The following is a 23,958-nucleotide window of genomic DNA, read 5'->3' on the forward strand; positions in this document are numbered from 1 at the left end:
ATTAATTTTATTTTGATGAAGAAGTATATTGTTCTTGCTGTTTTGTTTATTCTCCCAATTGTTGTCTATATGTTTTTTGCTTCTGGAGTAAATAACTTTGGAAAACTCCCTACCTTGACAACAGAACAAGTACAAGATGTAACTGCGTTTACAAATCCAAACCCAAAGGCAGTTAGCTTCAAAGGAAAAATTTCTGTTTTAGGATTTTTAGGTGAAGATGTAAATTCAAAAAAACTAAATGCCTTCAATCTTAATCAAAAAATATACAAACGCTTTAATGGTTTTAAAGATTTTCAGTTTGTATTTCTTCTTCCCTTCGGAACCGAACAAGCTGCCGATAGCTTGAAGAAAGAGTTGAGTCCGCTTGCAGATGTTTCTAACTGGCATTTTTTATTCGATTCAAAAGAAAATATTGAAACCGTTTTTAATAGTTTACAAACACCTTTTACCTTGTCGGATACTGGATACAGTCCGTATGTTTTTATAATTGATAAAGACGAAAAATTACGCGGTCGCGTAAAAGACGACGATACTAAAAGAGAATTGTACGGCTACGATGCAACTTCTGTGGCAGTTTTAAATAATAAAATGATAGACGATATTAAAGTGTTGTTGGCAGAATACAGATTGGCATTGAAGAAAAATGGAAAGTCGAAAGACAGAGATTCTTATTTAAAATACAATAAAAATTCAGATGAAAAATAAATCGTACATACTAGTCGGATTTGTAATCTTAGTGTTCGGAATTATCTTTATTCCTGAAATTATCGACCGCATTTCAAGCGGTTCGGTAGTAGATAGCGATCGTCATGCTGTAGGCGAAAAGAAACCGTCTGTTGAGAGTCTTCTAAAAATGGGAAAAGTTCCTGGGTTTGAATTTACCGATCAAAACGGAAAAACAATTACCAATGAAGATTACAAAGGTAAAGTATATGTGGTAGAATTTTTCTTTACTACCTGCCCAACTATTTGCCCGATAATGACAGGGAATATGGTGAAGTTACAAAATGAGTTTAAAACTGATGATAATTTTGCGATTGCTTCTTTTTCAATCAATCCTACACATGATACGCCAGAAGTTTTATCAGCCTACGCAAAAGAGTATGGTATTACAATGGAAAATTGGCATTTGCTAACAGGCGATATGCAACAAGTTTATAAACTTTCTAATACTGGGTTTAATTTGTATGCGGGGCAAAATGAAAATGTGAATGGTGGTTTTGAACATTCTGGTTTATTTGCTTTGATTGATGCTGAAGGTTATATCCGTTCTAGAGCCGACGATTTTGGAAACCCGATTGTGTATTACGATGGCACCACAGACGAAGGAATTAAAATGATTAAACAAGACATAGCAACACTTTTAAATAATTAATATGGAGCCTACTTCAGTAGAAAAAAAATATAATAAGTGGATAGTAATATTATCCATTGCCATACCTGTAGCGGTAGCAATTTTATTTGGAGTTCGAATTCCAAATGTAGAGCCGTTATCGTTTTTGCCACCATTATATGCTAGCATAAACGGATTAACTGCAGTTTTTTTAGTGGCTGCTGTTATTGCGGTAAAAAATAAAAATTTGGTGTTGCATGAGTGGTTAATGAAAGTTTGCATTGGACTATCTGTAGCGTTTTTAGTAATGTATGTTGCTTACCATATGACATCAGATTCTACACCTTTTGGAGGTGAAGGAAGTATCAAATATGTGTATTATTTTATTTTAATTACCCATATTATTCTTTCCATAGCAATTATTCCATTGGTTTTAATTACGTATGTACGAGCACTTTCAAAACGTTTTGATAAGCACAAAAAACTTGCAAAAATTACTTTCCCATTGTGGTTGTATGTGGCTGTAACAGGTGTTGTAGTGTATTTAATGATTTCGCCTTATTATGCATAAATCAATATCTATATACAAAATTTTATTAGTTACACTAGTGTTGGTGTGCTTGCCAGATTTGCTTCATGCGCAATGTGCTATGTGTAGAGCCGTACTCGAAACAGGAGAAAACCAAGAGGTAGCCGAGGGAATAAATAATGGCATTATGTACTTAATGGCGGTGCCTTATGTTTTGATTGCGGTGTTAGGTTTTTTTATTTTTAAAAGAATGAAATAGCGCTTCCGAAACACTTCAGAATAAATTTTTTCAAAAAAAACATTTTTTCTTGTAACAAATTGATGTGAAGAGAGTCTTATAATTGAAACTAAGTGTTAAGCTAGCTAAAATTTTTGTAATTTACTTGCAGTGAATTCAATATAAAAGCTAGATGTAGCTCCCTTCTTTTTTGGAGGGGTTGTTTATAAGAAACCTAACCATCATGATTGAAATTAAAGACCTTCACAAGTCATATCACATGGGGAGTAATTCTCTTCACGTATTAAAAGGAATTAATTTTTCTGTAAAAGAAGGAGAACTTGTTGCCATAATGGGGTCTTCAGGATCTGGAAAATCTACATTTTTAAATATTTTAGGAATGCTAGATAATTTAGATGAAGGCGAATATCTTTTAGATGGTGTGGCCATTAAAAACCTTAATGAAACCAAAGCTGCAAATTACCGAAATAAGTTTTTAGGATTTATTTTTCAATCTTTTAACCTTATCAACTACAAATCGGCTTGGGAAAATGTTGCACTTCCATTGTACTACCAGGGAGTAAACAGAAAAATCCGAAAAGAAACAGCCATTAAACACTTAGAATCTGTTGGTTTAGGTCCGTGGGTAAACCATTTACCAAGTGAACTTTCAGGAGGGCAAAAGCAAAGGGTAGCAATAGCGAGAGCGTTGGCTGCAGATCCAAAAGTAATGCTTGCCGATGAGCCTACAGGGGCTTTAGATAGTAAAACTTCGCATGAGGTGATGGATCTTATCCAAAAAATTAACGACGAAGGAAAAACCATTTTGGTTGTTACCCACGAAGATGATATTGCGCATATGTGTAAACGTATCGTTCATTTAAAAGATGGTGTCATAGTGCAAGACACTGTTGTTGATCAAGTAAGAGTTACGCCGTATGTTCAATAGAGATCTCTGGGCAGAAATATTCCACAGTATAAAAAGCAACAAGCTTCGAACCTTTTTAACAGGGTTTTCGGTAGCATGGGGTATTTTTATTTTGGTGCTCTTGTTGGCTTCTGTTGACGGAATGAAAAACGGATTTACCAAGCAATTTAACGACGACGCTACCAATTCAATTTTTATATATCCAGGTACAACTACAAAACCGTATGGCGGATTTGAAGCTGGAAGACGTATTCAGTTTGATAATGATGATATCGATTTTATCAGAAGAAGTTTTGAAGGATATTACGAGTATATAACTCCGAGATTTACCAAGAGTGTTACAGCGAGTTTTGGAAGCGAAACTGGGACATATTCTGTGCGTTCGGTAAATCCAGATCACCAAAAAATTGAACGAACAGTTATCGATAAAGGGCGTTACATTAACGATGCCGATATTCGAAATACGTTAAAAGTAGTGGTGATTGGAAAGGTTGTTGCCGACGAACTTTTTAAAGATGTAGATCCTGTTGGGCAAAACATCATTTTAAATAAATTATCGTATCGTGTTATCGGTGTTTTTTCTGATGATGGAAACGAACGCGAAGAGCGAAATATGTATGCTCCTGTTTCTACCATTCAACGTCTGTATGGAAATACGCGTAACATCGATCAGATTGCATTAACCTATAACCCTGAATTTAATTTTGCTGAAGCTATTAATTTCTCAGATAATTTAGAGGTTGTTTTAAAAAGAAGATTGATAATCGATCCTGAAGATCAAGGCGCCTTGTATTTTAATAATTATGCCGAGCAGTTTTCAAATGTTTCCAATTTTACAACGATGCTTTCTGTAATTAGTATCGGGATTGGGATGCTTATTTTAATTGCAGGAATTGTAGGGATAGGAAATATTTTAGTCTTTATTATTAAAGAAAGAACAAAAGAGATTGGAGTTCGAAAAGCACTTGGAGCCAAGCCGATGGATGTAATTCAGTTGGTATTATTCGAGTCGGTTTTCATCACTTCGATATCTGGATTTGTAGGAATGCTTTTTGCCATGGGGTTGGTTGCTTTAATCTCTCCAATTGTAGATGCACCAGCATTTTCAAATCCTTCTGTAGACGGAATAACGGTTGTAACCTGTACCATAGTTTTGGTAATTGCAGGAGTATTTGCAGGTTTAATTCCTGCTATTAAAGCCGCCAATGTAAAACCAATTGTAGCACTAAGAGCCGATTAATTATGGGAATATTAGATAGAGACCTTTGGAATGAAGTTTTTAGTACGCTTAGCAAAAATATGCTTCGAACGTTCCTAACTACTTTGGGGGTTATTTTTGCCATTATTATTTTAATTCTGTTGCTCGGTGCTACCAATGGAATGGCAAATGGTTTTAATAAAGTATTTGCAGGAACTGCTACCAACAGTATGTTTATGTGGACGCAAACCACTTCGATGGCCTATAAAGGTTTTGAGCGTGGCAGACGTTTAGATTTTACGTTGGAAGATGTCGATTTAATCAAGCAACAAGTGAGTGAGGTAGATATCATCGCACCGCGAATTCAGCTAGGTGACTTTGGCGGAACCGCAACGGTTATCAGAAATGGCCGTACCAGTGGTTCTGGAGTGTATGGCGATTACCCAAGTATCGACCTTGTCTCTAAAAAACGTATTGTTGAAGGGCGTTTTATCAACCAAAATGATATAGACGAACAGAAAAAAATATGTGTTATTGGTGTTGATGCCTATAAATTGCTATTTGATAAAGGCGAAAAGGCAATCGGAAAATCTATTAAGATAAACGGAGTGTATTTTACAGTTGTCGGAATTTTTAAAAAGAACGACAATATAAATTTTGAAGGAGAGAACGCAATTTTCGTTCCTTTTACCACATTCCAAAAAGCATTTAACAGCGGAAACAAAATAGGATGGATGGCTGTTTTGGTCGATCCAGATAAAGAAGTAGCCACTGCCGAAAGAAAAATTAAAACCTTATTAAAACGAAAATACAACGTACATCCAGATGATGTTAGAGCTATTGGATCTTTCGATTTTTCAGAGATTTTTAAAGGAATTAGCGCTTTTACATTTGTATTACAAGGGTTCTCATTTTTTGTCGGAATCTTCACCTTGTTAGCTGGAGTAATTGCGGTGAGTAATATTTTATTAATTACAGTAAAAGAGCGTACCAACGAAATTGGTGTACGACGTGCTTTGGGAGCAACTCCAAAGATTATCCGACGTCAAATTATATTAGAATCTATTGTATTAACAAGTTTTGCAGGGTTAGTAGGATTTGTAATTTCAGTTGCAGCTTTACACTTTTTAGATTATAAGTTTGGAGCAAGTGAAGACTTTCCGTTTACCAATCCAACTGTAAGTATTATGCAAATCTTAATTTCATTTATACTGATGGTGGGACTGAGCATGTTGATAGGATTGATTCCAGCAAACAGAGCTGTAAAAATAAAACCAATAGAAGCATTAAGAGAAGAATAATTGAAGCGCCAATAAAAAACAAAAGGCATTCTAGACAACCATAAAACAATAAATATTAACTGATGAAAAAAATTTTAAGATACGTTTTAATTGGAGTAGGCGTAATTTTGGTTCTATACGCAGTGGCAAGAGTATTAAAAACCAATAGCAAGCCTGCAGTTAGCTTCGAAACAGCCACTGCTACCGAAGAAACTATTATCAATAAAGTAATTGCTACTGGAAAAGTAAATCCAGAAGACGAGGTACTTATTAAACCTCAAATTTCTGGAATTATCGAATCTATTCTAGTTGAAGAAGGCGATAAGTTAAAGTCGGGCGATTTAATTGCGAAGATTAAAGTAGTACCAAACGAGCAATCGTTGGTAAGTGCAAGAGGGCGTGTAAGCAATGCTCAAATAGCACTAAACAATGCGCAAATTGAATACGATCGAAATAAAAAACTATTTGATAAAGGTGTTGTATCGAGTCAAGATTTCCTTGCAGTAGAATTGCAATACAATCAAGCAAAGCAAGAATTGCAAAATGCACAAAACGACTATCAAATTATCCGAGTAGGTTCTGCTGGGGGTTCAGCAACGGCCAATACAAATATTCGTGCTACGGTTGACGGAACTGTTTTGGAAATTCCTGTAAAAGAAGGAGATCAAGTAATTGAAGCGAATAACTTTAACGACGGTACATCAATCGCTACTATTGCAGATATGTCGAAAATGATTTTTGAAGGACAAGTAGACGAAGCTGAAGTAGATAAACTAAAAATGGATATGCCAATTACTATTAGTTTGGGGGCTGTTCAAGATGAAGAGTTTGATGCCAAATTAAAGTTTATTGCTCCAAAAGGAGTGGAAGATCAAGGTGCGGTACAATTTACAATTAAAGCCGACTTGAAACTTCCAGATAACATTTTCATCAGAGCGGGGTATAGTGCCAATGCAGCTATCATTTTAGATAAAAAAGAAAATGTTTTGGCTATCAAAGAAGCTTTACTTCAGTTTGATAAAGAAACTGAAAAACCATACGTAGAAGTTGTTGTTGGCGAAAATGAATACGAGCGTCGCGATTTAGAGTTGGGTGTTTCCGACGGAATTAATGTTGAAATTTTATCGGGAATTACGAAAGACGATAAGATTAAGGTTTGGAATAAAGTAGAGTCGATGGACGACGATAAAAAAGGCGATAGCTAGAATTACTGAATATTTAAAAAGAGCTTATGAAGTTTAAATTATTAATATTGGCATTGGTAACTACTACTTTTGCTATTGCTCAAGAAAAAAAACTGTGGACACTAGAAGAATGTGTTCGTTATGCTGAAGAGCATAACTTAACTATTCAGCAGGCAGAATTAGATTTGGAAAATGCTAAAATCGACAAATCTGATGCGATTGGGAATTTCATTCCTTCATTAAACGCACAAGCTTCTGCATCGTCTAGTACAGGGTATTCTATCGATCCTACTACCAATAGTTTTGTAAACCAGAAGTTTTTCAATGTAACTCCAGCGGTTTCTTCATCATTAACTTTGTTTGATGGATTGCGTAATTTTCATCAGTTAAATAGAGCAAAGCTAAACGCTATTGCTACGCAATATCAGTCAGACGATATTAAAGATGATATCCGACTTGCAGTTGCAAATGCGTATCTTCAGATTTTATCAAACAGAGAAACGCTAAATGTGTTGAATGCACAATACCGATCTACTCAACAGGATTTAGATAGAACAAACGAATTGGTGGAAAATGGAGTGTTGCCAAGAGGTGATTTATTAGAAATTGAAGCTACTGCTGCAACACAACAACAGCAAATTGTAGCTGCTGAAAATAATGTGTTGATTTCGAGAATTAGTTTAGCGCAGCTTTTACAAATAAGCGATTACGAAAATTTTGATGTGGTAGACGAAGGTTATGTAATTCCAGATGATGCAGTTTTGAATGTTTCTCCGAGAGAAATTTATGAAAAGGCGCTTACCTTTAGAAACGATATTAAAGCTTCTGAGTTGAATGTTGATTTAGCTGAAAAAGATTTAGATATTGCCAAAGGTGCTCGTTATCCAACGTTGAGTGCGTTTTTTCAGTACAACACCAGATATTCTGACAATGCTCGTTACCCGAGTACTGTAGACCCAAATACACAACAAATTATTCCAGGTGCAGAAATTTCGTTTAAAGACCAGTTGTGGTTGCAAGATGGATTTTCATACGGAGCGCAAATCAATATTCCTATTTTAAACGGTTTTTCTGTGAGTAATAATATTAAGAGAAGCCAGATAGGAGTTGAGCGAGCTAAACTTCAGTATGCACAAGATAAATTAAGTCTAGAGTCGGATATCAACCAAGCGTATGTTGATGTTAAAGGTTCGTACAAAAGCTATGAAGCAGCAGGGAAAACTGTTGAGGCAAGACGTTTGTCGTACGATTATGCAAAGGAGCGCTACAATGTAGGTTTAATGAATAGTTTCGATTTTAGTCAGTCGCAGGCACGTTTAGACGATGCAGAAGCAACTTTAATTCAGGCGAAATACGATTTTATCTTCCGATTAAAAGTATTGAAATTTTATTACGGAATTCCTTTGGAAGAATGGTAACATTGCAGGTATTTTTGTACTATGGCAATTATTCTGAACATAGAAACAGCTACGACCAATTGTTCGGTTAGTATCAGTAAAGAAGATAAAGTTTTATCGTTAAAAGAAATTAATGATAACGGATATACACATGCCGAAAATTTGCATGTATTTATAGAAGAAGCGTTGAAAGACGCTTCTTTATTATTTTCAGACATCGATGCCATTGCGGTGAGCAAGGGCCCAGGTTCATACACAGGTTTGCGCATTGGAGTTTCTGCAGCAAAAGGCTTGTGTTATGCTTTGCAAAAACCTTTAATTTCCATTCCTACATTAAGTATTTTAGCTTCTCAAATTGTTGCTGAAGAAGGATTTGTTATTCCGTTATTAGATGCTCGACGTATGGAAGTGTATTCGGCAGTTTTTAAGGCTGGTGAGCAATGTAGAGATACAGAAGCAGAAATTATTACTGAAACTTCTTTTTCTGAATTTTTATCAAAAGGAAAAGTGAACTTTATTGGTGATGGTGCTGAAAAGTGCAAAGATGTAATCGTACATGAAAATGCTATTTTCCCAGATACAGTTGCGTATCCTTCTGCAGAAGAAATGGCAGTTTTAGCATTTACAAAGTACAAAAAAGGCGACTTTGAAGATGTCGCCTATTTTGAACCGTATTATTTAAAAGATTTTGTAACTACAAAACCTAAAAATTAATTAAACTTGTTTTTGAATTTCTACTTGATGTGGGAAAGGAATTTCGATACCTTCAGCATCAAATCTGTTTTTCATTTCTTCTAAAACATACCATCTACAATCCCAAAAATCGGCATTGGTAGCCCAGTATCTTAATGATAGGTTTACAGAACTATCGGCAAGTTCGGCAACCATTACCACAGGCTCTGGATGTTTTAATACTTTTTCATTGCTCTTTACGATATCCAATAAAATAGCTTTTGCTTTTTTGATGTCGGAGTCGTAGCTAATTCCAGCAGTAATATTTTCACGACGTGTACTTTCGGCACTGTAGTTTACAATGTTTTCGTTTGAAAGTTTTCCGTTAGGAATAATAGCTTGTTGGTTCCCGAAGGTATTTAAAACAGTATTGATAATACCGATTTCTTTTACCGTACCAGAAAGTCCTTGCGCTTCGATAAAATCACCAACTTTAAAAGGTTTGAAAATTAAAATAAGCACTCCTCCAGCAAAGTTTGCTAAAGATCCTTGTAATGCTAAACCAACAGCCAAACCTGCCGAAGCAATAATAGCTGCAAATGAGGTTGTCTCGATACCTAAGGTACCTAAAATAACAATTACTAATAATATTTTTAAAGCCCAGTATAAAAGAGTCCCTAAAAATTCGCGTAAGCTAACTTCGTAGCGTCTACGCTCCATAATTTTTCGTGCAAATTTTACAATTCTGCTAAATACGATTGACCCAACTATCCAGATTAGAATAGCCAAGACAACTCTTGGAGCGTATTCAGCAACTACTTCCATTCCTTGTTGTAACCACTTGTCTGTTTCCATATAAATTTTTAATTTTTTTCAAAATTAGAACCTATATTCTTAAATACGAAAAATATCAAGGTGTTTATTTGTGCATATTTTCCTAAAGTTTTCCAAAAAAGAAGACTGCCTGAAATATTCTAGGCGTCATTCTGAATTTATTTCAGAATCTCATCATAATAGTTTTTACACGATGAGAAACTGAGTCAAGCTCAGTTTGACGTAAAATTAATTTTCCAGACAGTCTTGTTAGCTAGGCTTTGTGTTTTAATCGATTTCGAATGTAATTTTTACGTTTACACGATAATTGTCAATTTCGCCATCTGTAACAGTGGCACTTTGCTCGTTAATGTACACCGAGCGAATATTTTTTACAGACTTAGAAGCTTTTTTTATAGCCGATTTTGTAGCGTCTTCCCAACTTTTGTCTGAATTTGATAATACTTCAATAACTTTTAATACTGCCATGATTATTTGTTTTTTGTGGTTAATCTTTCTTTTAAAGATAAGTCATTTTTTTGAGGTTGGAAAAAATAGGTAGTGTAACTTATACATTAATAAGGGGTTATTAATTCCGAAGTAATATTTTGGTAACCTTAAATTAACTTTGCTTTTAATTTGAAAATAGACTTTTGCTGTTAGTTAAAAATCGATATGGAGCAGTTTTATATTTTTATGTTAGTGGCACTTTTTGTTTTGGCCATTACAGATTTGACGGTAGGAGTAAGTAACGATGCGGTAAATTTTTTAAACTCAGCAGTAGGCTCCAAGGCGGCATCCTTAAAAACCATACTTATTATTGCAAGTATAGGAGTTGCTGTGGGTGCTATCTTTTCGTCAGGGTTGATGGAGGTTGCCAGAAAGGGAATCTTTAATCCCGAGCAGTTTTATTTTGACGAGATCATGATTATTTTCATGGCGGTAATGATCACCGATATTTTATTACTCGATCTTTTTAATTCGTTGGCATTACCAACTTCTACAACAGTTTCAATTGTTTTTGAGCTTTTAGGAGCTTCCGTAGCGATTTCATTTATTAAAATATTTCAAGCGGATGCTGCTATTGGTAGTATTTCGAATTACATTAATGGTGACAAAGCAACCGAAATTATCGTTGGGATATTAATGTCGGTAGTCATAGCTTTTACTGTCGGTACGGTTGTTCAGTGGGTTTCGCGACTTATTTTTTCTTTTCAGTATGAAAAAAGAATGAAATTCGTTGGTGGAATTTTTGGTGGTATTGCCATTACTTCGATTACCTATTTTATTCTGATAAAAGGAATTAAAGGGGTAACAATTATTCCTGAAGCTTTTTTAAATTTTGTTGACGGAAATAAGCCTTTAATTATACTTGTTTGTTTGTTGTTATTCACGGCAATTTCTCAAATTATAGTAAGTTTCACAAAAATCAATTTACTTAAAATCATCATTTTAATCGGGACCTTTGCTTTGGCTTTGGCTTTTGCAGGAAACGATTTGGTAAATTTTATCGGGGTGCCAATAGCTGCATATCAATCGTACGAAATTTGGCATACTGCCTATGAAACTTCGGGAGTTTTGCCTTCAGAATTCGGAATGGCAAGTTTATCTGGACAAGTAGAAACTCCAACTTATATGCTTGTACTTGCAGGTTTGGTTATGGTTGTTACACTTTGGTTGTCTAAAAAGGCACGTTCTGTAATGTACACCGAAATTAATTTAGCGCGTAGTGGCGATGGTTCTGAGAAGTTTGAACCTAATTTTTTATCGCGTTTTATTGTGCGTACTTCGGTTAGTTTTAACCAAGTGCTGTCTAATGCAATGCCAAATGGATTACAAAAAAGTATAGAGGCAAGGTTTGAAAAACCAGAAACCAAAAGAAGTAAGAATCCAGAAAACGAACCAGCTTTCGATATGGTTCGTGCAGCCGTAAATTTAATGGTGGCAAGTATTTTAATTTCATTGGCAACGTCTCTTAAATTACCGCTATCTACAACCTATGTTTCGTTTATGGTGGCAATGGGAACATCGCTTTCAGACAAGGCATGGGGACGAGAAAGTGCTGTGTATAGAGTTGCAGGAGTTTTTAATGTAATTGGCGGATGGTTTGTAACGGCCATTGTAGCGTTTGCCGCAGCAGCATTGTTTGCAACTATAATTTACTACGGAAAAGCAACAGCGCTTGTAATATTATTAGTGCTGGCGATATTTTTACTGACAAGAAGCTTTCTTCTTTATAAGAAAAATGAAAAAGAAAAAGAAGCTGCACTTGAAGTGGATAGAACTTCTTTAATTACGATTAACGAAATTATAAGTGAAAGTTCTGATAATATCTCTAAAGTTATCCGAAGAATAAGTAAAGTATACGGCGAGGTAATTGACAGCTTAGGATTGCAAGATTTGAATAAACTGAAAAAAACGAAAAAGCAATTAAATAAATTAGAAACAGAGGTTGATACGCTAAAGAGTGATATATTTTATTTTATTAAATCGTTGGATGAAAGTTCTGTTGAAGCTAGTAAATTTTACATTTTAACGCTCGATTATTTGCAAGACATGGTGCAATCGATAAGTTATATTACCAAGAATAGCTATGCCCATGTCAACAACAATCATAAAAACTTAAAGTTTAATCAAATTCGAGATTTAAAACGAATTGACGAACGCTTGGAAGTACTTTTTGATAGAATTAAAGTTGACTTAGACGGAAATACTTTTGAAGATATTGGATTTATTATTGAAGATAAAAAGGAGTTGCTCGACAATGTTTCTGGGTTAATTCAGAAGCAAATAGACCGTATTCGAAGCACCGAAACGAGTCCGAAAAACACAAAACTCTATTTTAGTTTACTCCTAGAAACTAAAGATTTAATCACGGCAACTATTAGTTTGTTAACCTTATTTAAAGAGTTTCACGATGATTATTCTAGAATAAAATAGACATAAAAAAAAGTCGATTATTACAATCGACCTTTTTTTATGCTTTATGAAAATCTTAGCCGTTAATAGCAACAACTTCGTTTACTTTCCCGTCGAGCATGCTTTTAAGCATAGTTTCGATTCCGTTTTTTAAAGTGAAAGTAGAAGAAGGGCAACCGCTACAAGCACCTTGTAAAATAACACTCACAGTTTTACTTTCTTCATCATACGATTGAAAGCGAATGTTACCACCGTCGCTCGCTACTGCAGGTTTTACATATTCTTCTAAAATGTCTACAATTTGCTGAGAAGTTTCATCTAAAGAAGTTGTTTCAACAGTATTGTTTTCTGCATTTTCTGTTGTGTTTTGAGTGTTGCTTTTAGCATCTTCAGAAACAATTTCTTTTCCTTCTTCAATATGTAAACGAATGTATTCTCTTAATTCAGAAGCGATATCATCCCACTCTGTAATGTCGTATTTTAAAACTGAAATATAATTTTCGTCAATAAATACTTCTTTTACAAATGGAAAGTGGAAGAGTCCGCTTGCCAATGGCGATATTTTTGCTTCTTCAATATTTTTAAATTCAAAAGCAGCCAACACAAGTTTTTTGTTTGATACAAATTTTAAGGCAGCTGGGTTTGGAGTGCTTTCAGCATAAACAGTAACTGGTACTTTTGAAGGTGTCGTTTCGTCTTCAATAATAACAGGTTCTCCAGAATTTAAATAGTTTTCAATTTGCTTTGCAACTTCTTCTTGTACCTCTGGCCACTCAACAATGTCGTAGCGTTCTACAGCTACAAAGTTTCCAGAAATGTACACTGTTTTTGTAAACGGTAAATAAAAAAGTTGTTTTGCTAAAGGCGAATTCTTAGCTTCGTCAACGTTTTTAAACTCATAATTTTGCTTACGAGTTAGAAATTTGTTAGCCTCAAACTTTATAATTGCCGGTCTATTGGTAGGTTGTATATTTATTTTATAAGGTTCCATTTCATCTAATTTTCTGCAAAATTACAAAACAAAGCTCATCTTTTTGGTATCTTTGATTAATAACCTACTAATTCCCTTAATTGCATGAAATTTAGTCGTATAATAAGTTTCTTTTTGCTGTTTGTTACGGCTACATATTCTTATGCGCAAGAAGGTATTCCGGTGTACTTTGATTATTTGTCCGACAATTATTATTTGGTGTATCCTTCAATGGCAGGAGTTGGGAAAGGAGGTAAAATAAGACTTACAGCTAGGAAGCAGTGGTTTGATGTTGAGAAAGCGCCGGCATTACAAACTTTAAACGGACATATGAGAGTTGGCGAGAAAAGTGGAGTTGGAGTTATTCTATTTAACGACAGAAATGGCTATCATTCGCAATCTGGAATGAAGTTTACTTACGCACACCATATTACATTGTCTCAATATCGAGACGGTGTGAATCAATTGTCATTTGGTGTGAATGTAGGGTTTATGCAAAGTCGCCTTGACGAATCGGAGTTTACTTCTACTATTCCAGACCCTATTATTTCAGGAACAAACACGACTTCAAATTATTATAATGTTGATGTGGGAATGTCGTATAATTTTTTAGAATTTTATGCGCATGTTGCTGTTAAAAATTTATTGGGAAATAGCCGCGATTTATATTCCGCAGAAGAAATTGATAATTTAAGACGTTATTTATTTTCAATTGGGTATGTATTTGGGCAACAACAATGGCAATTTGAACCTTCTGTTCTTTTTCAGTTTTCAGAATACACACAAGAAACTGCAGTCGATTTTAATGCAAAAGTTTACCGAGAAATGAATTTTGGTAAAATTTGGGGAGGGCTTTCCTATCGAAGAAGCTTTGAAGGAGCCGAATATGCCTCTGGCGCTGGTTCGGGCACGCAAAAACTACAATTAATTACCCCTATTGTTGGCGTTAATATCAATAAATTTATGTTTTCGTACAATTATTCTTATCAAACTGGCGACGTACGATTTGACAATGGCGGATTTCATCAAATTACTTTAGGCTACGATTTTTTACAGGGGAAAGAAAGGTATAAATGTAAATGTCCTGCTGTAAATTATTAAAGTCGAAGTATCTTCGTATAAATATAAAATCATGATAATTAAAGAAGTTAACGGGAAAAAACCAAGCTTTGGCGATGCTGTTTTTATTGCTGAAAATGCTACCATTGTGGGTGATGTAGAAATGGGAAACGAATGTAGTGTATGGTTTAATGCAGTAGTTCGTGGCGATGTACATTTTATCAAAATTGGAAATAAAGTGAATATTCAAGACGGAGCTGTTATACATTGCACTTATAAAAAGCATCCAACAGTAATTGGCAACAACGTATCTATTGGGCATAATGCCATTGTTCATGGTTGCACTATAAAAGATAATGTCCTTATCGGAATGGGGAGTATTGTGATGGATAATTGTGTTGTTGAAAGCAATTCAATTATTGCAGCAGGGGCTGTAGTAACTCAAAATACACATGTTGAAGCAGGTGCGATTTATGCAGGAGTTCCAGCACGAAAAGTAAAAAATATCAGTGAAGATTTAAGTAAAAACGAGGTGGAGCGCATTGCAAATAGTTATGTTATGTATGCATCTTGGTTTAAGGAAGATTAATTTTTTACTTTTGCCAAAATTTAACGATTAAACAAAACGGATTTTTGTGAGACGATTCATGAAAATTCTATTTTATAAAAAATAAATTACAACAAATGAAAGCATATGTTTTTCCTGGGCAAGGCGCTCAATTTGTAGGAATGGGGTTAGATTTATATGAAAACTCTGATGTAGCAAAACAATTATTTGAACAAGCTAACGATATTTTAGGTTTTTCCATTACAGATATTATGTTTCAAGGAACTGCCGAAGATTTAAAACAAACCAAAGTAACACAACCAGCTGTGTTTTTACACGCTGTTATTTTGAGTAAAGTTTTAGGCGATAGTTTTCAGCCAGCTATGGTTGCAGGACATTCGTTAGGGGAGTTATCGGCATTGGTAGCAAACAACACTTTGAGTTTTGAAGACGGATTGCAATTAGTTTCTAGACGTGCTATGGCAATGCAAAAGGCTTGTGAAATTACACCAAGTACGATGGCTGCTGTTTTAGGTTTAGAAGATAATATTGTAGAAGAAGTTTGTAACACAATTGATGGAATTGTAGTACCTGCAAATTATAACTGTCCGGGGCAGCTTGTTATTTCAGGAGAAATTGAAGCTATTAATAATGCATGTGAAGCATTAAAAGAAAAAGGTGCAAAAAGAGCGTTGGTGTTACCAGTTGGAGGAGCTTTCCATTCACCATTGATGGAGCCAGCTAGAGAAGAGCTTGCTGCTGCTATCGAGCAAACAACTTTTAATACACCTATTTGTCCGGTGTACCAAAATGTAACGACTACAGCGGTTAATAACCCAGAGGAAATTAAAAAGAACTTAATTGCACAATTAACTGCTCCAGTAAAATGGACGCAAAGTGTTGAGAATATGATTAAAGATGGAGCGACTTTGTTTACAGAAGTTGGCCCAGGAAAAGTTTTACAAGGGTTGGTTAAGAAAATTGATAGAAGTGCTGAAGTTGCTTCTGCAGCGATTTAAACCCATTGAAAATATTGAGTATTAAAGCATTCTAGCCTCTGGTTAGAATGCTTTTTTTGTTTTGATTGTCGATTAACAACGCCTTAACACTTTGCGTTAAAGTTCCTTAAATACACGTCAGAAAATTCTTTTCGTTCGTATATTAGAGTATAACCAAAAAAATTAAACACTATGTTACGTTGGACAATCATTTTTTTAATAGTTGCAGTAATTGCAGCAATTTTTGGTTTCGGTGGTGTTGCAGGAGCAGCTGCTGGAATTGCTAAAATTTTATTTTTTATCTTTTTAGTGCTATTTCTAATATCTATTATTAGCAGATTGTTTTCTAGAAGATAAACCACAATTAAAATCAAAATAAATAATAACCATTAAAAACTAAACAACATGAAAAAGATATTTTTAACATTCGCATTAATTTGTTCACTTGGGGTATTTACAACAAGTTGTAAAGAGAAAAAAGAAACACCAGCAGAGCAGGTAAAAGAAGCTGCTGAAGATGTTGGTGATAAAATTGAAGAAGGAGCAGAAGAAGTCGAAGATGAAATCGATGATATGACAGATGAAAACAAATAATCTGTTTCTAAATATGATAAAAAAAACCACGCTAATTAGCGTGGTTTTTTGTTAGTTGTATTTTTAAATTATGCCGTTAGCGTACAGTCTGCACAATCTTTAACGGTTCCATAATAGGTTTCTCTGTATTTGTGTACAGTTCGAAGCGGAATACCTAAAAGGTGCTTTTTAATGTAAGTAACTTTTACACTCACACTTCCCATTTTCTTGCTGTAACGTTTTTCTAATCTTGTTTTTCTTTTAATTTTTATAAATGCCATAATTTTTGTTTCCCCAACAGTAGTAGTTGAGATTCATAGTATTTAGGAACAATTCCTAAATTTTTGATTTTCTTTTTTATACGATGATTTACACCCTATTAAGATTCACATTGCAAATATCGTAAATATAGTGCTCAATGTCAAATAGTTATATTTTATCCTAATAGGCTTACTAAAGATAAAATCTATAGTAGGTGTTAATTTTTCATAATTTTACTTATAATTGGAGGAGATGGTAAAATTGCTTAGGGAACAAATAATGCGAGGTTCAAAGGTTTTTAGTAGCTTTGCTTTTTTCGAAACTAACCAACTGTATATTTGAGGTATTTTAGCAACATAAAGTTGATTTTACTACGCGTTTTTTTGGTTTTTGGGGTATTTGTGTACCTTTTATTTCCATTACGGGTGTATATTTTTAATTTTATGCACGCAATTTCGCATACTATCGAATCGGGGAGTTATAAACCGCATTCGCATCGGTTTTCATTTCATACGCATCAATCGCATTCACATTCACACTCGCATGATGATTCAACTATTTCAAATCATCAGCATGGATATTTAACTGCATTTACTTCCTTTTTTCAGCAAGAACAAGAAAAGGAAAATCAAAAGCATTTATCAATTTATAAAACTTTAGACGAACATATTCCGTCAGTAATTTATCAGTCAAAACCAATTGTTTTTTCTGAAATATTACAGTGTGAATGGTTGTTAACTACTACTTTTTATAGGGTTGATATTGGTGTGGTTACACCTCCTCCACAAATACATCTTTTCACATAAATAGAAAAGAAGATTTTTCTTCAATTTAAAAAACATTAAAATGCACGTGTTTTGAAATTTTAATGCGTGGTTTTTATGGTCATTACTAAATAATCAAACAAATGAAAAATATATTAACAGCATTGTTGATGCTTGTTATCAGTGTGTCGTATGCTCAAGTTTTGGAGGGCAAAGTAACCGACGAAAATAATAAGGCGCTTGCCGATGTAGGAATCTTTAATAAAACAACTGGAGCCCATTCACATACCGACGACGGTGGGTTTTATCAGTTAAGAAATACAAAAGTTAACGACTCGATTTACTTTTCTAGATTGGGATATCAAACTGTATTAGTAGTTGTTTCTGAAGCTTCGCTAGCCGAGAAAACCAATGTAGTTTTAAAAGAAACAGCAATCTCTTTAAATCAAGTTGTATTGGTTTCTGAAGTGAATGCGCTAAGCAAATTTGTAGATGTCGATATTCAAACCAACCCTGTAAAATCGTCTCAAGAAATTCTGCGTAAAGTTCCAGGATTAATCATTGGGCAACATGCCGGAGGAGGAAAAGCAGAACAGATTTTTCTGAGAGGTTTTGATATAGACCACGGTACCGATGTTGCTATTAGTGTAGACGGGATGCCTGTGAATATGGTGTCGCATGCACACGGACAAGGGTATTCAGACTTGCACTTTGTAATTCCAGAAACTATCGATGGAATTAATTTTGGTAAGGGTCCGTACGATGTTGCTCATGGAGATTTTACCACAGCAGGATTTGTCGATTTACAATTGCGTAAAACATTGTCTAAAAATGTTGTTTCGGTAGAAGTTGGACAGTTTAATACAAGTCGCTTTATGGGGATGTTCAATGTATTAAAAACCGATAAAAGTAGTGCGTATGTTGCTTCGGAATTGTACTTAACCGACGGACCTTTCGACAGTCCGCAGAATTTTAATAGAATTAATGTGATGGCGCGTTACAATTATAAACTTGCCGACGATGAAGATTTAACCGTAACAGCATCGCATTTTCAAAGTAAATGGGATGCTTCTGGGCAAATTCCACAACGTGCCGTAGACGAAGGACTTATTGGTCGATTTGGAGCTATAGATGATACCGAAGGTGGAGAAACGAGCCGTACCAATTTTTCGGTTAATCATTTAAAAATTTTAGACGAAAATAGTTCGGTAAAAACCAAAGCCTATGTTTCTAAATACGATTTTAACCTCTTCTCTAACTTTACATTTTATTTAGACGATCCTGTAAATGGTGATCAAATAGAGCAAGAAGAAAGCAGAATTATAGTAGGGGCAGAAACCATGCTCGACAAACACAATTTTTTAATTGGCGACAATGTGAATTTTGAATACCAAACAGGAGTTGGTTTTAGATATGATAATGTAGATGATGTACAACTTTCACATACATTAAACCGACAAGAAATTTTGGAGCGATACGCCTATGGAGATGTCGATGAGGTAAATACTTACGGATTTATAAATACAGCTTTTAAAATAGGAAAATGGAGTATAAATCCTGCTGTACGATTAGACTATTTTAAGTTTGATTACTACAACAAACTTACCGATACCTATGACAATAAAAGCGAGAGCAAGGTGGCAGTGAGTCCTAAGTTAAACACTTTTTATACCGTAAACGAAAATTGGCAAGTGTTTCTTAAAACAGGTTTAGGTTTTCACTCCAATGATGCACGTGTTGTGGTTGCCAACAATGGCGAAGATATTTTGCCAACTGCATATGGAGCCGATTTGGGTACCATTTACAAACCCTTTAGTAAGCTTGCTATCAACGCGTCGCTTTGGTGGTTGTATTTAGACCAAGAGTTTGTATATGTTGGAGATGCTGCAATTGTAGAGCCAAGTGGAGAAACACGCCGAATGGGAATCGATTTTGGAGCGCGTTACCAAGCTTTACCATGGCTTTATTTGTATGCCGATGCTAACTATGCGCATGGTAGAAGTGTAAACGATCCAGATGGAGAAAATTATATTCCGTTAGCGCCAGATATTACGTCTGCTGGAGGAATTTTGGTTGAAAATTTAGGAAACTTTTCTGGAGCATTAACCTATCGTTATATCGACGATCGACCTGCAAACGAAGATAATTCAATTGTTGCTGAAGGTTATTTTGTAACCGATTTTAACATTAGTTATAATTGGAAGAATTGGACTTATGGCATAATTATTGAAAACCTATTCGATACAGAATGGAATGAAACACAATTTGCAACAGAAAGCCGTTTGTTTGACGAGCCTGAGCCAGTTGAAGAAATACACTTTACACCTGGGACTCCTTTTTATATAAGAGGAAAAGTTACAGTTTCGTTTTAAAATGAATTACAGCAAACTTCTGTGAAATACGACCAGAAGTTTGCTTTAGTTGTACGTTTGTTTCCACCCTTTCTGATAAGTTTTAACTCTTTAATATAAATAAGAATTGCTAAAATTAATTACTTTGGTACCCGTGTTGAAAATGAGATTTCTCAAACGGAAGTTTTAGCAAACATGAATTATTAACTTAAAAAATAGGGATGGACTTTTCTTTAAATACTGAAGTGAGTTTCATCAAATTATTAAAAACACACACATGAAAAAATTAATTTTACTAGCATGTTTTTTTGTAGGAGTATCAGCAAGTGCACAAATTTATGATCCAGTTAGCTGGGAAACTTCCGTAGAAAAAGTAAGCGATAACGAATATGTATTAGTCGCTACAGCAACTATCGAAGAAGGTTGGCATTTGTACTCGCAAAATGTGCCAGAAGGTGGACCGATTGCTACAACATTTGGTTTCGAAGAAATTTACGGAATGGAAATGGAAGGAGAAACCGCCGAGGGAGAAGGGCACCAAGTGTACGATAAAGTTTTTGAAATGGATATTAAGTATTTTGAAGACAAAGCAACTTTTAAGCAAAAAATTAAACTTACAAAAGCACATGGTAGCGTTGTAAACGGTACCGTTGAATTTATGGTTTGTAACGATGCAAATTGTTTACCACCAAAAGAAGAAGCTTTAGTTTTTAAACTGAAAAAATAACAACCGATTTTAATATAAAAAAGCGGAGTAGTTAGGTTAACTACTCCGCTTTCATTTTTGCTAAATTCAATTTATTTAAGAACCTTTATTTTCTTCAATTATATTTTTTAAAGCAATTACAGGGACAGTGTTTTTAATCACCATTTGTAAGTTTGCTTGATGCGATTGGTCTGCGTACATCGAGTAGGTGTTAGAAACCGTCCCGATGGCATTTCCGTAGGAATCAATAACAGGGCCACCGCTAGAACCTTTTGCGTAATCGGCAGTAATAGCCATAGAGTAAATGGTACCTTCTTCGTCTTCCGACTCCATTTTGCTATTTCTAGCTACCATTCCTTGAGAGAAGTAATAAAATAACTTTTTAGGATTGCTCAGTACATAGGTTTTTGTCCCTGGTGCCGCAGGTTTTCCAAGTGGCATAGGAGTTAATTTGTCCCCCAATGTTTCGAGTTGTAAAATCGCCAAATCGTTTAATTTGTCTTTGGCGAGTACTTTTTTAACTTGATATATTTTTCCGTCGTAAGTACGAGCGGTAAGTACTTTTTTGTCAAAAGGCGCTTCGATAAAAGAGTTAATTACATGATAATTGGTTACAAACGCACCGTCTTCAGAAATAATATATCCAGAAGCTGTTCCTGCATGAGTTTTATCGCAAGTATTGCAAAGCCAACCTGTTCCTATAATTAAAGTTGACTTTTTTGCTTGTTTAAAAATTTCTTCAGCCGAAAGTTCTTTAGTGTTAGGCTGTGGTAAATTTAGTTCGGTTGTGTTGCTTTTATAAAGTTGTGCTCCTGCATTTAGAGAATTCAGAAGAATATTTTCGTTATCTAAAAAATTTCTCGACGCAACTTTAATTTCCGACATAATTGCTCCTTCATCTTGATATGTTACTTCATTTTGAGCTGTAGATATAAAATAAGAAAGTAACAGTAAATTGCAAACAATAGTCTTTGCAGAGAGTAAAAGTTTAGTTTTCATTTGTTAGGTTTTAGCGTTGTTATTTACAACATACGAGTATGAAAACTCCTTTTTGGGTGGTTAATGATGTGTTAAAATTTCACATCTAGAAGTTTGCAAATTTTTAAAAATCAATTCAGATGTAGTTTTGTTTCATTTTTATCAAATATTTTAATTTGAATTCCATTTTTAATAGAAACAGCAGTTTGTCGTTGTATAATAAATTTATTGCATAGCTATGTAAAGTTTTGTTTAAAAAATTATATTTACAATTATTCGATTTAAAAAGTGTAATAAAGTATTAAGGTAGTAGATTTTAATAGCGTCAATTCAGAAGAAACTTTTAATAAGTATTTTAACGAACTATACGATCGTCTTTTTGGCTATTGCTATAAGTTGGTCGGTGATCAATTTGTTGCTGAAGAGATTGTTGAAGATGCTATGTTGTTTTTGTGGGAAAAAAAAGAAGATTTAGCGCATATAAACAGTGTGAAATCATATTTGTATGCAATGGTTAGAAACGCTTCGTTAAAGTACCTAAAGAAAAAGGATAAAACAGCCATGTTAGAAGAAGTTTCAGATATTCCAAGTGTGGATGCAGATGCGTCTATTATCGAAGCCGAAGTACATGATGTTCTAATAAAAGCTTTAAATACACTCCCTAAAAAATGTAAATTAATCTTTGAGTTGTCTTGTTTAGAAGGATTGCAGTATAAGCATATTGCTGAGGATCTAAACATTTCGGTTAATACGGTAAAATCTCAACGCGCTAGAGCCATCGAATTATTAAAGGACAAACTAAAAGACCATCCGCTCGTTTTATTTTTGTTAATGGATTTAATAAAATAAATTTTCTTAACAATAGTATATTCTCTAAAAACTCCTTCTTATTTTTCTATAAATAGGCTATTCGTCTATTTATTTTCAGCATAAATGTTAAAATATTGAATTTTTTTATTTTTTTTCCACCCATTTGAAAAAAGTAGGACTCATGGATATATAACAAAAGATTAAGAGTTTAATAACACATTGTTATTATTTCCATATATGAAAGAAATAAATAATACATTCCAAATATCCGATATTATATACAAATCTGCTATTGAAAGTCTTTCTTCGGAAGAAGAAAAAATATTAAAAAATTGGCTCCAGAGCGGAGATAATTTGGCGCTGTATCGTAAAATTTTAAATCGTGAAAGTGTTCAGAATACAGAAAGTATTTACAAATTGAGCTCTAAGGAAGAAGCCTTGAAAAAACTTCAAAAGCGTATTCAGCAAAACGAAATTCAGAAGCAACAAAAACCAGTAAATCAGTTTAAATTTTTATATAAATACGCCGCAATATTAATAGGGTGTTTATTAATAGGTTCTGCTGCGTATTTTATTTCAACCTCTTCAATGAGTACTACTCACGAAGTGGTAAAAACTATAGCTCCAGGTTTTGAGAAAGCTACGCTGGTATTAGCAAACGGAACCAAAGTAAACTTAGAAAAAGGCTTGGATAGTGTTATTCAAACTTCTGGAGTTGTGGCAATTGAAAACAAGGATAATGTTTTAAAGTATCGTGCGGTAAATAGCGCTGTTTTGCCTACAGTTTCCTATAATACACTCTATGTTCCTGTTGGGGGAATCTATGAAATAGAACTTCCAGATGGGACAAAAGCTTGGGTAAACTCGGCATCTTCTTTAAAGTTTCCAGAAACTTTTAGCGGGTCGCTTAGGGAAGTAATTCTTGAAGGAGAAGCTTATTTTGAGGTTGCTAAAAACGAGAAAATGCCATTTGTTGTTAAAAATAACACTGCAGATATTACAGTATTAGGAACATCTTTTAATGTGAGTTCCTATACAAATGACGATTTTTTTTCAACCACATTGGTTGAAGGAAAAATTAAACTTACAAATACCGATGATAAAAGTATTGTTGTAAAACCAGGGCAACGAGCTGTTGTGTTAAAAGATCAAAAAGAAAAAGTAATCTTAAAAGAAGTAGATACGCGCATTTACACCACATGGAAAGATGGGAAGTTCTATTTTGAAAAAGAACGTTTAGAGGATTTGTTTGTAAAGGTTGGACGTTGGTACAATTTTGAGCCAATGTTTAGCTCGAATGAATTAAAAGAGCAACTTTTTACGGGAACTGTTTCAAAAGAAAACGATTTGGAACTTCTTTTAAAAATGATAAGTAAATCATCCAAAATTAAATATGAAATCAGAAAAAGTAAAACAGATGAAAAATACCTCGTAGAAATATCTAAAAAATAGAAAACCGGGAAATGCGGCA

At 34.4% G+C, this 23,958-nt stretch carries 26 protein-coding genes; 21 read left to right on the forward strand and 5 right to left on the reverse strand.

Annotated elements, in window-relative coordinates:
* Nucleotides 1-15: 15 nt before the first annotated feature.
* The 10 genes from JMA43_RS10855 to tsaB all read left to right on the forward strand — a co-directional run bounded on the left by JMA43_RS10855 (nt 16) and on the right by tsaB (nt 8,780).
* Nucleotides 16-705 (forward strand): hypothetical protein, encoded by a 690-nt coding sequence (locus JMA43_RS10855; protein ID WP_342156613.1) that lies wholly within the window; start codon nt 16-18, stop codon nt 703-705.
* A complete protein-coding gene (locus tag JMA43_RS10860) occupies nt 695-1,375 on the forward strand; it encodes an SCO family protein (protein ID WP_342156614.1) in 681 nt (226 codons plus the stop codon). The genes JMA43_RS10855 and JMA43_RS10860 overlap by 11 nt, the downstream gene beginning before the upstream one ends.
* A gap of 1 nt (nt 1,376) precedes the next feature.
* Nucleotides 1,377-1,904 (forward strand): DUF420 domain-containing protein, encoded by a 528-nt coding sequence (locus tag JMA43_RS10865; RefSeq protein ID WP_342156615.1) that lies wholly within the window; start codon nt 1,377-1,379, stop codon nt 1,902-1,904.
* Entirely contained in the window at nt 1,897-2,121 is a 225-nt protein-coding gene (locus tag JMA43_RS10870) for a hypothetical protein (protein ID WP_342156616.1), read from the forward strand. Before JMA43_RS10865 ends, JMA43_RS10870 begins: the two co-directional genes overlap by 8 nt.
* Nucleotides 2,122-2,323: 202 nt before the next feature.
* Nucleotides 2,324-3,028: an ABC transporter ATP-binding protein gene (locus tag JMA43_RS10875; protein ID WP_342156617.1), complete on the forward strand. Its 705-nt coding sequence runs from the start codon at nt 2,324-2,326 to the stop codon at nt 3,026-3,028.
* Nucleotides 3,018-4,247: an ABC transporter permease gene (locus tag JMA43_RS10880; protein WP_342156618.1), complete on the forward strand. Its 1,230-nt coding sequence runs from the start codon at nt 3,018-3,020 to the stop codon at nt 4,245-4,247. Before JMA43_RS10875 ends, JMA43_RS10880 begins: the two co-directional genes overlap by 11 nt.
* Nucleotides 4,248-4,249: 2 nt before the next feature.
* Complete coding sequence (locus JMA43_RS10885; RefSeq protein ID WP_342156619.1) at nt 4,250-5,506, forward strand: ABC transporter permease; 1,257 nt, start codon at nt 4,250-4,252, stop codon at nt 5,504-5,506.
* Between the two features lie 62 nt (nt 5,507-5,568).
* Nucleotides 5,569-6,690 carry an efflux RND transporter periplasmic adaptor subunit gene (locus tag JMA43_RS10890; RefSeq protein WP_342156620.1) on the forward strand — a complete coding sequence of 374 codons (1,122 nt, stop codon included), beginning with the start codon at nt 5,569-5,571 and terminating at the stop codon, nt 6,688-6,690.
* A 26-nt stretch (nt 6,691-6,716) separates the two neighbouring features.
* Nucleotides 6,717-8,087 carry a TolC family protein gene (locus JMA43_RS10895; RefSeq protein ID WP_342156621.1) on the forward strand — a complete coding sequence of 457 codons (1,371 nt, stop codon included), beginning with the start codon at nt 6,717-6,719 and terminating at the stop codon, nt 8,085-8,087.
* Nucleotides 8,088-8,108: 21 nt separating this feature from the next.
* Nucleotides 8,109-8,780, forward strand: coding sequence for a tRNA (adenosine(37)-N6)-threonylcarbamoyltransferase complex dimerization subunit type 1 TsaB (gene tsaB / locus JMA43_RS10900; protein WP_342156623.1), 672 nt, complete (start codon nt 8,109-8,111; stop codon nt 8,778-8,780).
* On the opposite strand, the gene JMA43_RS10905 is transcribed toward tsaB, so the two are convergent.
* A complete protein-coding gene (locus JMA43_RS10905) occupies nt 8,781-9,593 on the reverse strand; it encodes a mechanosensitive ion channel family protein (protein ID WP_342156624.1) in 813 nt (270 codons plus the stop codon).
* A gap of 246 nt (nt 9,594-9,839) precedes the next feature.
* Nucleotides 9,840-10,040, reverse strand: coding sequence for a dodecin family protein (locus JMA43_RS10910; protein ID WP_342156625.1), 201 nt, complete (start codon nt 10,038-10,040; stop codon nt 9,840-9,842).
* Nucleotides 10,041-10,226: 186 nt separating this feature from the next.
* Here JMA43_RS10910 and JMA43_RS10915 point away from each other — a divergent pair, with 186 nt between their 5' ends.
* On the forward strand, nt 10,227-12,491 hold the full coding sequence (locus JMA43_RS10915) for an inorganic phosphate transporter (RefSeq protein WP_342156626.1): 2,265 nt from the start codon (nt 10,227-10,229) through the stop codon (nt 12,489-12,491).
* 55 nt (nt 12,492-12,546) lie between these two features.
* Here the strand turns inward: JMA43_RS10915 and JMA43_RS10920 are convergent, their stop codons facing one another.
* Nucleotides 12,547-13,461 carry a NifU family protein gene (locus JMA43_RS10920; RefSeq protein WP_342156627.1) on the reverse strand — a complete coding sequence of 305 codons (915 nt, stop codon included), beginning with the start codon at nt 13,459-13,461 and terminating at the stop codon, nt 12,547-12,549.
* Nucleotides 13,462-13,545: 84 nt separating this feature from the next.
* Here JMA43_RS10920 and JMA43_RS10925 point away from each other — a divergent pair, with 84 nt between their 5' ends.
* The 5 genes from JMA43_RS10925 to JMA43_RS10945 all read left to right on the forward strand — a co-directional run bounded on the left by JMA43_RS10925 (nt 13,546) and on the right by JMA43_RS10945 (nt 16,638).
* Nucleotides 13,546-14,541 carry a PorP/SprF family type IX secretion system membrane protein gene (locus JMA43_RS10925; RefSeq protein ID WP_342156629.1) on the forward strand — a complete coding sequence of 332 codons (996 nt, stop codon included), beginning with the start codon at nt 13,546-13,548 and terminating at the stop codon, nt 14,539-14,541.
* Nucleotides 14,542-14,572: 31 nt separating this feature from the next.
* The gene (locus JMA43_RS10930) at nt 14,573-15,088 is read left to right on the forward strand and encodes a gamma carbonic anhydrase family protein (RefSeq protein WP_342156630.1); all 516 of its coding nucleotides are present in this window, start codon (nt 14,573-14,575) and stop codon (nt 15,086-15,088) included.
* Between the two features lie 95 nt (nt 15,089-15,183).
* Nucleotides 15,184-16,065, forward strand: coding sequence for an ACP S-malonyltransferase (fabD, locus tag JMA43_RS10935; RefSeq protein WP_342156631.1), 882 nt, complete (start codon nt 15,184-15,186; stop codon nt 16,063-16,065).
* Nucleotides 16,066-16,236: 171 nt separating this feature from the next.
* Entirely contained in the window at nt 16,237-16,401 is a 165-nt protein-coding gene (locus JMA43_RS10940; RefSeq protein WP_342156632.1) for a DUF1328 family protein, read from the forward strand.
* Between the two features lie 48 nt (nt 16,402-16,449).
* Nucleotides 16,450-16,638, forward strand: a complete 189-nt coding sequence (locus JMA43_RS10945) for a hypothetical protein (protein WP_342156633.1) — start codon at nt 16,450-16,452, stop codon at nt 16,636-16,638.
* A gap of 68 nt (nt 16,639-16,706) precedes the next feature.
* On the opposite strand, the gene JMA43_RS10950 is transcribed toward JMA43_RS10945, so the two are convergent.
* Complete coding sequence (locus JMA43_RS10950; protein ID WP_342156634.1) at nt 16,707-16,898, reverse strand: hypothetical protein; 192 nt, start codon at nt 16,896-16,898, stop codon at nt 16,707-16,709.
* 423 nt (nt 16,899-17,321) lie between these two features.
* Between JMA43_RS10950 and JMA43_RS10955 the strand changes: the two genes are divergently transcribed.
* The 3 genes from JMA43_RS10955 (at nt 17,322) to JMA43_RS10965 (ending at nt 20,720) form a co-directional block, all read left to right on the forward strand.
* Entirely contained in the window at nt 17,322-17,684 is a 363-nt protein-coding gene (locus JMA43_RS10955) for a hypothetical protein (protein ID WP_342156635.1), read from the forward strand.
* A gap of 101 nt (nt 17,685-17,785) precedes the next feature.
* Nucleotides 17,786-20,014 carry a TonB-dependent receptor gene (locus JMA43_RS10960; protein WP_342156636.1) on the forward strand — a complete coding sequence of 743 codons (2,229 nt, stop codon included), beginning with the start codon at nt 17,786-17,788 and terminating at the stop codon, nt 20,012-20,014.
* 256 nt (nt 20,015-20,270) lie between these two features.
* Nucleotides 20,271-20,720 (forward strand): protein-disulfide reductase DsbD domain-containing protein, encoded by a 450-nt coding sequence (locus JMA43_RS10965; protein ID WP_342156637.1) that lies wholly within the window; start codon nt 20,271-20,273, stop codon nt 20,718-20,720.
* Nucleotides 20,721-20,795: 75 nt separating this feature from the next.
* Here the strand turns inward: JMA43_RS10965 and JMA43_RS10970 are convergent, their stop codons facing one another.
* On the reverse strand, nt 20,796-21,698 hold the full coding sequence (locus JMA43_RS10970; RefSeq protein ID WP_342156638.1) for a S1 family peptidase: 903 nt from the start codon (nt 21,696-21,698) through the stop codon (nt 20,796-20,798).
* Nucleotides 21,699-21,977: 279 nt separating this feature from the next.
* On the opposite strand from JMA43_RS10970, the gene JMA43_RS10975 reads away from it, so the two are divergent.
* Nucleotides 21,978-22,526: an RNA polymerase sigma-70 factor gene (locus JMA43_RS10975; protein WP_342156697.1), complete on the forward strand. Its 549-nt coding sequence runs from the start codon at nt 21,978-21,980 to the stop codon at nt 22,524-22,526.
* Between the two features lie 198 nt (nt 22,527-22,724).
* The gene (locus JMA43_RS10980; RefSeq protein WP_342156639.1) at nt 22,725-23,939 is read left to right on the forward strand and encodes a FecR family protein; all 1,215 of its coding nucleotides are present in this window, start codon (nt 22,725-22,727) and stop codon (nt 23,937-23,939) included.
* Nucleotides 23,940-23,958 lie beyond the last annotated feature (19 nt).

The sequence above is a fragment of the Joostella sp. CR20 genome (assembly GCF_038433465.1).
In the GTDB taxonomy this organism is placed as follows: domain Bacteria; phylum Bacteroidota; class Bacteroidia; order Flavobacteriales; family Flavobacteriaceae; genus Galbibacter.

Excerpts from the sequence above, each read along its gene's own strand:
- JMA43_RS10955 (WP_342156635.1), top strand. The coding sequence starts at position 17,322 with ATGCACGCAATTTCGCATACTATCGAATCGGGGAGTTATAAACCGCAT.
- JMA43_RS10855 (WP_342156613.1), top strand. The coding sequence starts at position 16 with ATGAAGAAGTATATTGTTCTTGCTGTTTTGTTTATTCTCCCAATTGTT.
- JMA43_RS10880 (WP_342156618.1), top strand. The coding sequence starts at position 3,018 with ATGTTCAATAGAGATCTCTGGGCAGAAATATTCCACAGTATAAAAAGC.
- JMA43_RS10930 (WP_342156630.1), top strand. The coding sequence starts at position 14,573 with ATGATAATTAAAGAAGTTAACGGGAAAAAACCAAGCTTTGGCGATGCT.
- JMA43_RS10960 (WP_342156636.1), top strand. The coding sequence starts at position 17,786 with ATGAAAAATATATTAACAGCATTGTTGATGCTTGTTATCAGTGTGTCG.
- JMA43_RS10925 (WP_342156629.1), top strand. The coding sequence starts at position 13,546 with ATGAAATTTAGTCGTATAATAAGTTTCTTTTTGCTGTTTGTTACGGCT.
- JMA43_RS10895 (WP_342156621.1), top strand. The coding sequence starts at position 6,717 with ATGAAGTTTAAATTATTAATATTGGCATTGGTAACTACTACTTTTGCT.
- JMA43_RS10875 (WP_342156617.1), top strand. The coding sequence starts at position 2,324 with ATGATTGAAATTAAAGACCTTCACAAGTCATATCACATGGGGAGTAAT.
- JMA43_RS10950 (WP_342156634.1), bottom strand. The coding sequence starts at position 16,898 with ATGGCATTTATAAAAATTAAAAGAAAAACAAGATTAGAAAAACGTTAC.
- JMA43_RS10965 (WP_342156637.1), top strand. The coding sequence starts at position 20,271 with ATGAAAAAATTAATTTTACTAGCATGTTTTTTTGTAGGAGTATCAGCA.
- JMA43_RS10915 (WP_342156626.1), top strand. The coding sequence starts at position 10,227 with ATGGAGCAGTTTTATATTTTTATGTTAGTGGCACTTTTTGTTTTGGCC.
- JMA43_RS10885 (WP_342156619.1), top strand. The coding sequence starts at position 4,250 with ATGGGAATATTAGATAGAGACCTTTGGAATGAAGTTTTTAGTACGCTT.
- JMA43_RS10870 (WP_342156616.1), top strand. The coding sequence starts at position 1,897 with ATGCATAAATCAATATCTATATACAAAATTTTATTAGTTACACTAGTG.
- tsaB (WP_342156623.1), top strand. The coding sequence starts at position 8,109 with ATGGCAATTATTCTGAACATAGAAACAGCTACGACCAATTGTTCGGTT.
- JMA43_RS10860 (WP_342156614.1), top strand. The coding sequence starts at position 695 with ATGAAAAATAAATCGTACATACTAGTCGGATTTGTAATCTTAGTGTTC.
- JMA43_RS10905 (WP_342156624.1), bottom strand. The coding sequence starts at position 9,593 with ATGGAAACAGACAAGTGGTTACAACAAGGAATGGAAGTAGTTGCTGAA.
- JMA43_RS10920 (WP_342156627.1), bottom strand. The coding sequence starts at position 13,461 with ATGGAACCTTATAAAATAAATATACAACCTACCAATAGACCGGCAATT.
- fabD (WP_342156631.1), top strand. The coding sequence starts at position 15,184 with ATGAAAGCATATGTTTTTCCTGGGCAAGGCGCTCAATTTGTAGGAATG.
- JMA43_RS10970 (WP_342156638.1), bottom strand. The coding sequence starts at position 21,698 with ATGAAAACTAAACTTTTACTCTCTGCAAAGACTATTGTTTGCAATTTA.
- JMA43_RS10890 (WP_342156620.1), top strand. The coding sequence starts at position 5,569 with ATGAAAAAAATTTTAAGATACGTTTTAATTGGAGTAGGCGTAATTTTG.
- JMA43_RS10865 (WP_342156615.1), top strand. The coding sequence starts at position 1,377 with ATGGAGCCTACTTCAGTAGAAAAAAAATATAATAAGTGGATAGTAATA.
- JMA43_RS10980 (WP_342156639.1), top strand. The coding sequence starts at position 22,725 with ATGAAAGAAATAAATAATACATTCCAAATATCCGATATTATATACAAA.
- JMA43_RS10945 (WP_342156633.1), top strand. The coding sequence starts at position 16,450 with ATGAAAAAGATATTTTTAACATTCGCATTAATTTGTTCACTTGGGGTA.
- JMA43_RS10940 (WP_342156632.1), top strand. The coding sequence starts at position 16,237 with ATGTTACGTTGGACAATCATTTTTTTAATAGTTGCAGTAATTGCAGCA.
- JMA43_RS10910 (WP_342156625.1), bottom strand. The coding sequence starts at position 10,040 with ATGGCAGTATTAAAAGTTATTGAAGTATTATCAAATTCAGACAAAAGT.